We start from the raw sequence: 12000 nt of genomic DNA on the forward strand, positions 1-12000 counted from the left end.
GAAGGCCGCAGGTTCAAATCCTGCCCCCGCAACCAAATCATCATTATCAAAAACACCCGTAGCCATAAGCTGCGGGTGTTTTGCGTTTGTAGCCTGACCGAACCGCATCGACGGCCGATACGCCGTGTCCGCCAAAGACGGGTGACGCCGGATGCGATCGGGTTTGCTGGGCTTCTCCTCAGGCAATCCTGACAACTCTTCGAGCGACGCTCGTGTTGCTAGCCTCTGCCAGGGCTTAAGACAAATCTGCACGGGCGCAGGTTTCAGTGCTCAAACGAAATTGCGAGACCGCCTTTCCTTCCTTGAGGTTGCAGGTTTGCCGTTCGCTGCACTATCGTGCAAGCCGATTGCCTGATGGAGGTTATCGTCCAAGGGCGGCGGGCTGCCGAAAGGTTTGCCGCTGACCGACATCCCCTCCGAATATGATGACGTTTGGACCCGTAGGCGCTGAGGCCATGAAAGGCTGTCAGTGAAACAAAGGAATGACATGTCTGATTTCGATTTCTTTTCCGCAAGGCGCACGTCGACCATGTCGACCGGCGCGATGATTGCCACGTCGCATCCGCTTGCCACGGCAGCCGGTCTGGAAGTCCTGCAGGATGGCGGCAATGCTGTCGACGCAGCGATTGCGGCTGTCTCCGTCCAATGCGTCGTCGATCCCCTGATGACCGGTATCGGTGGCGATTGCTTTGCGCTCTACGCACCTGCGGGCGGCGCGGTCAAGGCGCTCAACGGTTCGGGCCGCGCGCCTGCCGCCGCCTCCATTGCAGCCCTTACAGAGCTCGGCTTAAGCGGCGAGATTCCCCAGACAAGCCCGCATTCGGCCACCGTTCCGGGTGCCATTTCCGCCTGGTGCCGTCTTCACAAAGACCATGGAACTCTGCCGCTCGAGCGATTGTTCATGCGCGCGATCGGCTATGCGCGTTCCGGCTTTCCCGTCACGCCTCGTGTCGCGATGGACTGGAAGGGCAATGAAAAAGTCATCGCCGGCGACAGCCACGCCGCTGCGGTGTTTCTGCCTGAAGGCAAGGCGCCCGTTGCAGGCGCCGTCATCCGCCAGCCGCTCCTGGCAGACCGCCTCGAGGAGATTGCTGCAGGCGGGGCTGCCGCCTTCTACGAAGGGGAAACGGCGGAAAAGATGGTTGCCCATCTGCGCTCGCTCGGTGGTCTGCACACGCTCGAGGATTTCGAGGCCGGCACGGATGGCGCGAACTGGATGGATCCGGTCAGCGCCAGCTACAAGGGTTTCGACGTCCACGAGTGCCCGCCGAATGGACAGGGGCTGGCGGCGCTGCTGATCCTGAAGATCGTCGAAGGCTTCGATCTCGCCGCCATGGACGAGGCGGATCGGATCCATGTCCACGCGGAGGCGACAAAGATCGCCTATCATCACCGCGACGCCCTGATTGCAGACCCCGAGCATTGCGCGGGCGTTGCCGAACAGCTGTTGTCCGATGAAGTCGCTGCGACGCTCCGCAGCCGTATCGACATGAAGAAGGCATTGCCGCCGGTTCTGTGGGACGAGCCAGAACACAAGGACACGATCTATCTCTGCGTCGTCGATACGCAGGGCAACGCGATTTCCTTTATCAACTCGATCTTCCATCCCTTCGGCTCGACGCGTCTCGACCCGAAGACCGGCGTGCTGTTCCACAGCCGTGGCGCGTCTTTCCGGCTGATCGAGGGGCATCCGAATGCGATCGGCCCGTCGAAGCGCCCGATGCACACGATCATTCCCGGCATGGTGACGCAGGATGGCAAAACGGTGATGCCGTTTGGCGTGATGGGCGGCCATTACCAGGCAGCGGGTCATGCGGCCTTCCTGTCGGGCGTGATCGACAGAGGTCTCGATTTGCAGGCGGCCATGGACGTGCCGCGCAGTTTCGGCTTCGGCGGCGTGCTGGAACTCGAGCCCACCGTCAGCCCGGCGGTGCGGGCAGATCTTGAAGCGAGAGGCCATGTGCTGAAGATCGTCACCAGCCCGATCGGAGGCAGTCAGGCCATCCGCATCCGCGACGGCCTGCTTGAGGGTGGGTCGGACAGCCGCAAGGATGGCATGGCGCTCGGCTTCTAGCCATAGCGGCGTATTCCATTACCGTCGTTCGGAAGTGCAAAAAGCCCGCCGAGTGCGGGCTTCTTGTCGTTCTAGCGGACGGAGGTACGCCCTAGCGCCACTGTTTCATTTCCGCATCCACTAGCGCGCGCCATGCCTGGGAATCGATCAGAGCCTGCGGAAACAGGCCCGGGATCTTGAAAAACGGGGCCGAGGGCTGCTCGTCCGAACTCTTGGCAGCGGCGGAGAGAAGCTCGTCGCGGCGCGGATCGTTGCAGTCCTGTAGCCGGCAAACGGCCGCAAGCCAGACGCCGACGACGTGCGCATAGGCCGCCCCATCCTCGCCTTGGCGGAGAACCTCGACTGCGGGTCCGAAAATACGCTGCGGGATCTTCTGGCTCGTATCCATCGCGATCTGCGCGCAGCGATGCGCGATTGTCGGATTGGCAAAGCGTTGCAGAAGCTGCTGGATATAGGCCGAAAGGTCGATTCCCGGCACCGGGTCGAGCGTCTTGACCACGGTGTTGAGATGTCGCTCGACATCCGCAACATGCCGTTCGACCGTCATCACGTCACGGGTGCATTCCAGCCCGTCCAGCAGGCCCAGATGCGCAAGCAGCGTATGCGAACCGTTGAGAAGCCGCAGCTTCATTTTTTCATAGGGCTCGACATCGACGGCAAAGAGGGCGCCGGCGGCTTCCCATTGCGGTCGGCCGGAGACGAACTCGTCTTCGATCACCCATTGCAGAAACGGCTCCGTATCGAGCGCCAGTGCGTCTTCGACGCCGAGCAGTCGGGATGCGCGCTGCCGGGTTTCTTCCGTGGCGGCGGGCACGATCCTGTCCACCATGCTGGAGGGAAAGGCACCGTTCTCGGCAATCCATTCGGCAAGAGCCGGGTCGCGCCGGTTTGCCATGTCGAGCACCAGCCGCCGCAGGATCTTGCCATTGGACGGAAGATTGTCGCAGCAGAGCACGGTGAAAGGCGCGACATCCAGGTTGCGTCGAAGCGCCAGCCCTTCGACGATGAAACCGATCGGGCCGACCGGCGCCTGCGGGTTTTGAAGATCCGCGGCAACGGAGGGGTGATCGGGATCGAGGCCGCCTGTCGTCGGATGCAGCCCGTAGGCCTTTTCGGAGACGGTGAGTGTGACGATCCGGATGTCGGGGCTGGCGAGATAGGCCAGAACCTGGTCGCGCTGGTCCGCAGCGCAGATCCAGTCGACGGTCGAACCGATCACCTGGGAACGATCGCCCTCGGTGTCGCGCACGGTGATCGAGTAGAGCCCGTCCTGTTCGGCAATCGCTTTGACCGGCTCCGGCGAGCGCAGGTTGACGGCAACGATGCCCCAGGGACCGAACTCCGCCTCGAGCGCCTTTTGGGTGTAGACCGCCTGATGCGCCCGGTGAAAGGCACCGAGCCCGAAATGCACGATCCCGGGGCGAAGTTTCGTGCGGTCGAACGTCGGACCGGTCACGGTTTCAGGCAACACCGTCGCGGATGAAAGTCTCTGCAGTGTCATTCTCTTGCTCCAAATTCCGGATGGCTGAGCGCGCGCTCGATGCCGCGCAGTTCCGCCAGCCCCTTCAGCCGGCCGATCGCCGGATAGCCCGGCTGGGCGCCACGGGTGAGGTCGTCGAGGATCTCCTGACCATGGTCCGGCCGCATGGCAATCCTGTGATCCTCACGTCCTTCGCGGTGACGCCGCTTTTCTTCCTTCAACAGGGCGGCGATGACCGCCACCATGTCGGTGCCACCTTCGAGATGTTCGTCCTCGAAAAAGGAACATGGCAATGTGTCCTCATCGCGTGTCACGTTGCGCAGATGGACGAAATGGATGCGGTCGGCAAAACGCTCGGCAATGCGAGGGAGATCGTTATCCGCACGGGCGCCGAGCGAGCCCGAGCAGAGCGTCACGCCATTGGCGCGGCTGTCGACTGCTTTGAGCATATGGGCGTAATCGTCTTTGGTCGAAAGGATCCGCGGCAGGCCAAGCAGCGGCCATGGCGGATCGTCCGGATGAGCACAGATGTTGATCCCCACCTGTTCGGCGACAGGCACGACTTGCGAGAGGAAATCGACGAGGTTCGACTGGAGTTTTGCGCGGTCGATGCCGTGGTAGGTCCTCAGCTTCTCCAGAAGCTGGTCGAGCGAGTATCCGTCCGCTGATCCCGGCAGCCCGGCACCGATGTTGCGGCCGAGTGCTGCGATCCTGTCGTCCGCGAACTCGGAGAAGCGCCTCGCCGCTTTGTCCTGCAGGGCTTCCGGATAATCGGCGGCCGCATCCGGTCGCTTCAGAATATGGATGTCGAAGGCGACGAAATCGGTAAGGTCGAAGCGCATTGCCTTTGCGCCATGTCTGGTTTCCCAGCGCAGGTCGGTCCGGGTCCAGTCGAGGACCGGCATGAAATTATAGCAGACTGTGCGTATGCCGCTTTGCGAAAGGCGGCGCAGGCTTTCCTGCCAGTTGGCGACATGGGTGCGCCAGTCGCCGGTCTGGGTCTTGATTTCTTCCGAGACGGGCACGCTTTCGACCACATCCCAGTAAAGGCCGCCGGCCTTGATTTCCGCGTGTCGCTTCTCGATCTCGTCGGCCGGCCACACTGCCCCTGTCGGAATGTGATGCAGGGCGCTGACAATGCCTTCCGCGCCGGCCTGCGCCGCGTCCCTCACCGAGACCTTGTCGATCGGTCCGAACCATCGCCAGGTATGTTTCATTCTGTTCTTCCCGTTTCATGGTCGAAAAGTGCGATCTGCACCTTGCAGGCGACGGAACGGTCCGAAGCCTGTTCGAAGGCGCTCAGCGCGTCCTCGAGTGGATATGTATGCGAAAGGATCGGCCGCACATCGATGGCGCGCCGCGAAATCAGATCGACCGCTTCTGCAAACTCGCGATCGAAGCGCTGCGAACCGCGCCAGTTGATTTCCTTGCCGACCAGCATGTTGAGCGGGATCGTGATGTCGCCCGTCACGCCCACCTGAACAAGAGTTCCTCTCGGCTTCAGGGCTGCAAGAGCGGTGCGAAGCGCCGGGCCGGCGGCAGAGCAGTCGAAGGCCACATCGATCGTGCCTTTGCCTTCGAGATAGGGCGAAAGCGCTTCCGCGTTTTCGGCGACGTTGACCGTATCGGTCGCGCCCATCGCGGGAGCCCGGGCAAGGGCTGCGTCGGCAAGATCCGTCACGATGATCTCAGCCGCCCCTGCATACCGGGCGGCTGCGACGGTCAGAAGGCCGATCGGACCGGCACCGGTCACGAGAACGCGCTTGTTTCTGAGATCGCCCGCCTGGGAGACCGCATGAAGGCAGACTGCGAGCGGTTCCGCGCAGGCGGCTTCCTCAGGCGAAACATCGGCCGACACGGGATGGCACTGGATTGCCGGCACCACGAGATGATCGCGGAACATGCCCTGTTCGTGCGGCAGGCGCATGGCGCTGCCCATGAACCGCATTTCGAGGCAGTGGATCGGCTGCCCAATGCCGCAATAATGGCAATGGCCGCAGGGTTGGGACGGATTGACGGCGACCAGGGTGCCGACGCTGAGACCGGAAACGCCGTCTCCGATCGCTTCGACGAAGCCGGATGCTTCGTGTCCGGAAATGATCGGTTCGCGCACGCGGATCGGGCCGAAGCCGCCGTCCTGGTAATAATGCAGGTCAGAGCCGCAAATGCCGCCCATCGCCATGCGCAGGAGCACTTCACCGGGTCGAGGAGCGCCATAACCCTCGCTCTCGACCTTGAGATCGCGTTTGCCATGCAGGCGGACGACGCGGGTAAGCATGGGGATAGCCTCGTTTCGTGCGTTTCGATCGGTCATTCCGCGCCGGGCCGGCCGGCGCGGAATGGGTGTCGGTATCAGCGGATCAGGCCCATTTCAGTCGGCAGCCACAGCGTGATTGCCGGCACGAAGGTGATCAGCACCAGTGCGAGCAGCAGCGGCACCAGCCAGGGCAGGATGGCCATCGTAGTGCGCTCGACGGACAGTTTCGCGACGCGGGACAGGACGAACAGCACCATGCCGAGCGGCGGGTGCAGCAGCCCGATCATTAGGTTGAGCGTCATGATCAGACCGAAATGCACCGGATCGATGTCGAACTGAAGCACGATCGGCAGCAGGATCGGCACCAGGATGGTGATCGCGGCGATCGTATCGAGGAAGCAGCCGACGAACAGCATCAACAGGTTGACGAGGATCAGGAACACCCACTTGCTGTCGGTCAGGCTGGTGATCGCCGTAGACAGAAGCTGCGCCGTCTGGCTGACCGTCAAAAGCCATGCAAAGACGGAGGCCGCGGCCACGATGAACAGCACGGAGGCCGTCGTTTCGATCGTGTCGAAGGTTGCCTTGGCAAGCGATTTGAAGGTCATGGTGCGATAGCGCACGAGGCCGAGGAACAGCGACCACAGCACGGCGGCAACGGCTGCCTCCGTCGGCGTGAACCAACCCATCGTCATGCCGCCGATCAGGATGACCGGGGTCATCAGCGCCATGACGGCGGAGAAGTCGAAATACCAGTCGCAGGCGAGAAGCACGACGAGCGCGATCAGGATCGACAGGTTGAGCGACAGTCCCATCAGCGTCAGCAGATAGATACCGATCGGCACCATCGCCACGACAAGGACTTCCGTCGATGCACTGAGGATGTTCCTCCAGCTGAACGGCGTATCGGAACCCCAGCGTTTCACATAGGCGAAGATAGCAACGGTCACCATCATCAGCACGGTCATGACCACACCCGGCACGATGCCGGCCATGAACAGAGCGCCGATCGAGACGTTGGCCATCATGCCGTAGATCACGAAAGGCAGCGATGGCGGGAAGATCGGACCAAGCGTTGCCGACGCTGCGGTGACGCCGACGGCGGCCTCGATCGGATAGCCGTGGTCCTTCATCGCCTTGATCTCGATCGTGCCGATACCGGCAGCATCGGCAAGCGCCGTTCCGGACATGCCGGAAAAGATGACCGAGCCGATGATGTTCACCTGCGCCAGGCCACCCTTCATCCAGCCGACCAGTGCCACCGCGAACGAATAGATACGACCGGTCACGCCGGCGCTGTTCATCAGGTTGCCGGCCAGAATGAAGAAGGGAACAGCCAGAAGCGGGAAGCTCTCGACACCGGCAATCAGCCGCTGCGCGACGATGATGTCAGGCGCAACATTGTAAAAGACGATGTAGAGGACCGACGAGGTTGCCATGGAGATGGCGACCGGAAGACCCAGCACCATCAGGAGAAGAAACGAACCGATAAGCAGCAGCATGAAATCAATCCTCGGCGTTCTGGAATTCTTCGGGGCGCTCGAGCACCGAATAACCGCGGCGCATGTTGGCGACGAAAACCTGGATGGAGCGCAGCAGCATCAGCACGAAGGCAACCAGCACGCTGTAGAAGACGATGTTGCGGGGCAGGTTTACGGTGACCATCTCCTCGCCCTCGACGATTTCCATGTACCGCCACATCAGCCATGATCCGTAGGCAAAGAAACCGACCCGGATAATGTCGACCAACGTCGCCATGATGCGCGTCACATGCGGCGGCAGGTAGTGATAGAGAACGTCCACCTGAATGTGGCGCGACATGCGCACGCACATGACGGCACCGAGGAAAACCACGCCGATCAGGCAATTGACGGCGATTTCCTCTGTCCAGGCATAGCTGTCGTTGAGGACGTAACGGGTAAAGAACTGCAGGAAGACGCAGCCCGTCATCACCCAGAACAGGGCAAGCGTGACCCAGTCCTCGAAGGCATAGATTTTAAGGTCCACATCGACGGGCGCTTCGTCGAATGTATGGGCAAGCTCCTCAGGGGTCACCTGAGTGTGGATTTCCGGGGATGTCGACATGGATCCGATCCAGTTTCACGAAGGGAAGGCGCGGCTCTTGCGAGCCGCGCGAACGTTGGCGTGATCCGCGTTACTTGATGGCGCGGATGGCTTCCCAATCGGATTTCGCGTAGCCGAACTCTTCGAAGGTCACCTTCTCGAGCACCGTCTTTTCGAAGTCGGCCTTGTCGACTTCAACAACGTTGAGGCCGCGCTTCTTGAAGTCCTCGACGAGCGCCTTTTCGCGTTCCTCAATGATCTTGGTGGTGCGGGTGGCGGCTTCCTGCGTCACTTCCGTGAAGATTTTCTTGTCTTCGTCCGACAGGCTTGCCCAGCGGCTCTTGGAAATGACCGTGTTGAGATGGTCGACGATGTGACCGGACAGAACGATGTTCTTCTGGACTTCAAAGAACTTCTTCGCCTCGATCGTGGTCAGCGGATTTTCCTGGGCGTCGACCGTGCCGTTCTGCAGGGCGAGATAGACTTCCGCAAAGGCGATCGGCGTGGTGTTGGCGCCGCAGGCCCGTGGCATGGCAAGGTATGCCGGAACGTCCGGAACGCGCATCTTGACGCCCTTCAGATCGGCGCATTTTTCAATCGGCTTGTTGGATGTCGTATGGCGCGTGCCATAGTAGCTGACGGCTGTGATCACGTTGCCGGTCTTGTCTTCATACCCCTTGGAGAGACGCTTGAAGACGTCGCTCTTCACATAGGCGATCAGGTGCGCCGGATCGCGAAAGATGTACGGGAAGTAGGTCACGCCGATCGGCTTGTAATCGCGGGCCGCGAAGCTGGAGCCGGAAATGATCATGTCGACCGTTCCGAGCTTCAGACCTTGGTTGATGTCGGCTTCCTTGCCGAGCTGCGACGCGGGGAAGACGTCGATCTTGTAGCGACCTTCGGTCCGCTTGGCGATTTCGCCTGCAGCCCATACGGATTCCGTATGGAACGGCTCCGAGGTCTCATAGACATGCGCCCACTTGAGCGCTGTCTGCGCCTGTGCGCCGATTGCCGACGCCATGACGACGGCGGCGGCACCTAAAATAGTGTTAAACTTCAACATAACTTTCTCCTCCCGAATTGAAATCTCAAACTATCGTCTCGATCCGCCGCCTCCTCGCGGTCGTATCAGTCGTTCCTCGTCGGCTCCTCTCCGAAGCTTTCCGAGAATCTCTTCTGCGACAGCGTCAAATGCTGCCGCATGGCCTCGCGCGCATCGGCGGGGTTGCCCGCAGCAAGCGCGTCGCGAATGATCTTGTGTTCTTCGAGTGCTGCCTTCCAGGTGTGCGGGCCTTCGAAATAGCTGGCCAGCTTGGTGAAATACGGCGACAGCCGCTTGTCGTAGATCAGGCCGGTAAAGCGGTTGAGCGCCGAATTGCCGATCATGTCCGCAATCGCCGTATGAAACGCCCGGTCCAGCGCCAGCGCCTGGTGCGAATCGTCGAGCGAACCCTCCATCTCCGCAAGGATCGAATTGAGCTTGGCGATGCTCTCGCTGTCGACCTTGCGGGCTGCCTCTTCGGCAATAGCGCTCTCGATCAGGCAGCGCGCCTGCAGGATTTCAAAAGGACCATCGCTGTCATCGGCGGCAAGGATTTCCGGCTGCCGGTTTGATCTGGCGCTCACATAGACGCCGGATCCCATGCGGATCTGGATCAGACCCTCGACTTCGAGCACGATCAGGGCTTCGCGAATGGTGGGGCGGGACACGCCAAGGCGCTCGGCAAGCTCACGCTCGGCCGGCAGCCGCTCACCTGGCCGGACTTCTCCGGCTTCGATCAGCGTACGAAGCTGTTCCGCGGCCTGCCTGTAAAGGCGGCGCGGCACAAGGGCGACGAACATGGTGTCCTCCACGCATCCTCCCGACGCGCAATGCGGTCAGATTGTCTTACCAATTTTGGGAAGTCAAGTGCCATCAACCTGTGACTGTGCCGGCATCTCCAAAACCGGCAGTTGCGCCCCGTAGCGACCCGCAAGAACTCCGAAAGCGGCGTGTGTCGCCGGATCGAGCGTGACGCCGGATGCTTGTCGATCCGCCGCAACCACCCATTCCCGGTCGCCCGGCGCCATGACTCGGCAGTCGGCGCGGGCCGGCGAACTGCGCAGCACATCCAGATAGCGTGTCATGCCCGCATCGAACGTCTCCCGATCGCCGAACGCCTCCGGCAGGATCGCAAAGACAAAGGCTCCGAGACCACGAGGCGTCGAAAAATCGGGACCGCCCATCGGGGCGAGGTCGAAACTCAGGCTCATGCCGGTCACGACAGCGCTGAGGATTTCCGCAAGCCCGGCAAGACCCGCGCCCTTGAAGCCGAATTCGCCGCCGAGCGGCGCCAGCATGTCGGCCTTGTCCGCATCGAGCGTGTCGATGCCCGAAACATCTGACGCGACCGACTGCGGCAGGGTCGTGCCCATGCTGCGGTAGAGCAGCACGCGGTTATAGGGAATGGCGCTGGTTGCCATGTCCAGCAACCACGGATCTTGCCCTTCCACCGGCACGCCGACGGCAATCGGGTTGGTGCCGTGGAAGCGCGATGCACCGTCATGCAGGCGCACGAAACTGTCGGAATTGCAAAAGGTGAAGCCGATCACGCCCTGGCGGGCCGCCTCCAGCGCATAGGCGCCGGCCGGGCCGAAATGCGAACTGTTGCGGATCGCCACAGCGCCGATGCCGAACTGACGCGCGAGCTCGATCGCTCGGTCCATCGCCGTATAGGTCGCGAGTGCGCCATGCGCATGATCCGCGTCCAGCGTCTCCACCGCCCCGAAACCGCCGACGGGCTTTAGCTTCGGCACCTTGTTGAGGCGCCCGCCTTCAAGCGCAGTCACGTAATGGTCGAGAAGACGCACCCCGTGACTGTCCACGCCATGGCGTGTGCCATGCATCATCGCCCGCGTTGCAGCGTCTGCCGTCGCAGCGTCTGCGCCGCAAGCCAGAAGGACCTCGCGGCAAAAGCGATCGAGCTCGGTGAGTGAAACGCGCGCTCTGTCTTTCCCAGTCGGCATGTCAGGACATCCTCCACAATGTCTTTTGTCTACACTAGACATCCGATTTGGAAGATGCAATCCATGCACTGCGATTTCGATAGATTGCGTTTCATGTCCTGGAGACCCGAATGGCTGGCCCGTCCCCGAGGCTTCATCAACGTGTGTGCGAGATACTGGCATCCGAGATCGCCTCCGGTGCGCTGTCTGCCGGCGCGTATCTGACCGAAACCAGCCTTGCCGACCGCTTCGGCATCAGCCGGGCGCCAGCGCGCCATGCCTTGGGCGAGCTTGAACTGCGAGGCCTGATGCAGCGCGTCCCGGGAAGGGGATACCAGATCCTGTCCTCGGAAAGCGGCACCGCGCCCGCCGCCCCGTCGAGCCATTCTGCGGGCTCCGACGAGAAGATCCATTTCCTGTCGAGCTGGGAATTGATCTACCGCCAGATCGAGATCGAGATCGTTTCCCGCACCTCGCTTGCCAGCTGGCGTATCAACGAAGCAGCGCTTGCCGCAGCCCACGGTGTCAGCCGAACCGTAGCACGGGACGTGATGGCAAGGCTGCAGCAACGCGGCGTGGTGCTGAAGGACGATGCCGGCCGCTGGCTGGCGCCGGGCCTGACGCCTGTCCATATCGGCCAGCTCTACGAGCTGCGCTGGGTGCTGGAACCGCTGGCTCTCGAGCAGGCCTTCCCGCACTTGCCCGATGGCTACGTGGCGGGATGCATCGAGTTCGTCGAGCAGGCGATCGCCGCTGCCGAGACGGTTACCGGCGACATGCTCGACCGCGTCGAACATCAGCTGCATTCGGAGCTTCTCGGATACTGCGACAACCGCGCGCTGATGCAGGCGATCAGCCTGCCGCAGGCGATCCTGGTCGCCCACCATTTTCTCTATCAGCCGAAGACCACCGGCTATGACGGCGAGCCATTCCTGCTGGAGCATCTGGACGTGCTTTCGCCGCTCGCTTCCGGCGATATCGGCGCCGCATGCGATGCGCTGGAGAGGCATTTGCGGATCTCACGCGACCGCGCAATCGCCCGCATTGGGGCTGCCGCATCGCGAAACATCGCCCTGCCTGACCTGCCTTATCTGGAGCGGCAGGGGCACGTCAAAACAGACTGATGTCTACCACCGGGAG

Annotated in this window: 11 protein-coding genes; 2 read left to right on the top strand and 9 right to left on the bottom strand. The window is 61.9% G+C overall.

Annotated features, from left to right (window positions below):
• Positions 1-186 (bottom strand): hypothetical protein (locus ASF70_RS24435; protein WP_210166803.1); only part of this gene is annotated, 186 nt, incomplete at its 3' end.
• A gap of 301 nt (positions 187-487) precedes the next feature.
• On the opposite strand from ASF70_RS24435, the gene ASF70_RS06385 reads away from it, so the two are divergent.
• A complete protein-coding gene (locus ASF70_RS06385; RefSeq protein ID WP_062578465.1) occupies positions 488-2074 on the top strand; it encodes a gamma-glutamyltransferase family protein in 1587 nt (528 codons plus the stop codon).
• A gap of 91 nt (positions 2075-2165) precedes the next feature.
• On the opposite strand, the gene ASF70_RS06390 is transcribed toward ASF70_RS06385, so the two are convergent.
• The 8 genes from ASF70_RS06390 to ASF70_RS06425 all read right to left on the bottom strand — a co-directional run bounded on the left by ASF70_RS06390 (position 2166) and on the right by ASF70_RS06425 (position 10881).
• The gene (locus ASF70_RS06390) at positions 2166-3575 is read right to left on the bottom strand and encodes a mannitol dehydrogenase family protein (RefSeq protein WP_062578467.1); all 1410 of its coding nucleotides are present in this window, start codon (positions 3573-3575) and stop codon (positions 2166-2168) included.
• Complete coding sequence (uxuA, locus tag ASF70_RS06395; RefSeq protein WP_062578469.1) at positions 3572-4771, bottom strand: mannonate dehydratase; 1200 nt, start codon at positions 4769-4771, stop codon at positions 3572-3574. The genes ASF70_RS06390 and uxuA overlap by 4 nt, the downstream gene beginning before the upstream one ends.
• Positions 4768-5832 (bottom strand): L-idonate 5-dehydrogenase, encoded by a 1065-nt coding sequence (locus ASF70_RS06400; protein ID WP_062578471.1) that lies wholly within the window; start codon positions 5830-5832, stop codon positions 4768-4770. The genes uxuA and ASF70_RS06400 overlap by 4 nt, the downstream gene beginning before the upstream one ends.
• A 74-nt stretch (positions 5833-5906) precedes the next feature.
• Positions 5907-7313 carry a TRAP transporter large permease gene (locus tag ASF70_RS06405; RefSeq protein ID WP_062578473.1) on the bottom strand — a complete coding sequence of 469 codons (1407 nt, stop codon included), beginning with the start codon at positions 7311-7313 and terminating at the stop codon, positions 5907-5909.
• A gap of 4 nt (positions 7314-7317) precedes the next feature.
• Entirely contained in the window at positions 7318-7896 is a 579-nt protein-coding gene (locus ASF70_RS06410; RefSeq protein WP_062454265.1) for a TRAP transporter small permease, read from the bottom strand.
• Positions 7897-7966: 70 nt separating this feature from the next.
• Positions 7967-8938: a sialic acid TRAP transporter substrate-binding protein SiaP gene (locus tag ASF70_RS06415; RefSeq protein WP_062578475.1), complete on the bottom strand. Its 972-nt coding sequence runs from the start codon at positions 8936-8938 to the stop codon at positions 7967-7969.
• Positions 8939-9003: 65 nt separating this feature from the next.
• Positions 9004-9717: a FadR/GntR family transcriptional regulator gene (locus ASF70_RS06420; protein ID WP_062578477.1), complete on the bottom strand. Its 714-nt coding sequence runs from the start codon at positions 9715-9717 to the stop codon at positions 9004-9006.
• A gap of 63 nt (positions 9718-9780) precedes the next feature.
• Positions 9781-10881 carry an Ldh family oxidoreductase gene (locus ASF70_RS06425; RefSeq protein WP_062578479.1) on the bottom strand — a complete coding sequence of 367 codons (1101 nt, stop codon included), beginning with the start codon at positions 10879-10881 and terminating at the stop codon, positions 9781-9783.
• Between the two features lie 110 nt (positions 10882-10991).
• Between ASF70_RS06425 and ASF70_RS06430 the strand changes: the two genes are divergently transcribed.
• Complete coding sequence (locus tag ASF70_RS06430; protein ID WP_062578481.1) at positions 10992-11984, top strand: GntR family transcriptional regulator; 993 nt, start codon at positions 10992-10994, stop codon at positions 11982-11984.
• The last annotated feature ends 16 nt before the right edge of the window (positions 11985-12000 follow it).

The sequence above is a fragment of the Rhizobium sp. Leaf321 genome (assembly GCF_001423215.1).
Taxonomy (GTDB): domain Bacteria; phylum Pseudomonadota; class Alphaproteobacteria; order Rhizobiales; family Rhizobiaceae; genus Neorhizobium; species Neorhizobium soli.

Excerpts from the sequence above, each read along its gene's own strand:
- ASF70_RS06385 (WP_062578465.1), top strand. The coding sequence starts at position 488 with ATGTCTGATTTCGATTTCTTTTCCGCAAGGCGCACGTCGACCATGTCG.
- ASF70_RS06390 (WP_062578467.1), bottom strand. The coding sequence starts at position 3,575 with ATGACACTGCAGAGACTTTCATCCGCGACGGTGTTGCCTGAAACCGTG.
- uxuA (WP_062578469.1), bottom strand. The coding sequence starts at position 4,771 with ATGAAACATACCTGGCGATGGTTCGGACCGATCGACAAGGTCTCGGTG.
- ASF70_RS06400 (WP_062578471.1), bottom strand. The coding sequence starts at position 5,832 with ATGCTTACCCGCGTCGTCCGCCTGCATGGCAAACGCGATCTCAAGGTC.
- ASF70_RS06405 (WP_062578473.1), bottom strand. The coding sequence starts at position 7,313 with ATGCTGCTGCTTATCGGTTCGTTTCTTCTCCTGATGGTGCTGGGTCTT.
- ASF70_RS06410 (WP_062454265.1), bottom strand. The coding sequence starts at position 7,896 with ATGTCGACATCCCCGGAAATCCACACTCAGGTGACCCCTGAGGAGCTT.
- ASF70_RS06415 (WP_062578475.1), bottom strand. The coding sequence starts at position 8,938 with ATGTTGAAGTTTAACACTATTTTAGGTGCCGCCGCCGTCGTCATGGCG.
- ASF70_RS06420 (WP_062578477.1), bottom strand. The coding sequence starts at position 9,717 with ATGTTCGTCGCCCTTGTGCCGCGCCGCCTTTACAGGCAGGCCGCGGAA.
- ASF70_RS06425 (WP_062578479.1), bottom strand. The coding sequence starts at position 10,881 with ATGCCGACTGGGAAAGACAGAGCGCGCGTTTCACTCACCGAGCTCGAT.
- ASF70_RS06430 (WP_062578481.1), top strand. The coding sequence starts at position 10,992 with ATGGCTGGCCCGTCCCCGAGGCTTCATCAACGTGTGTGCGAGATACTG.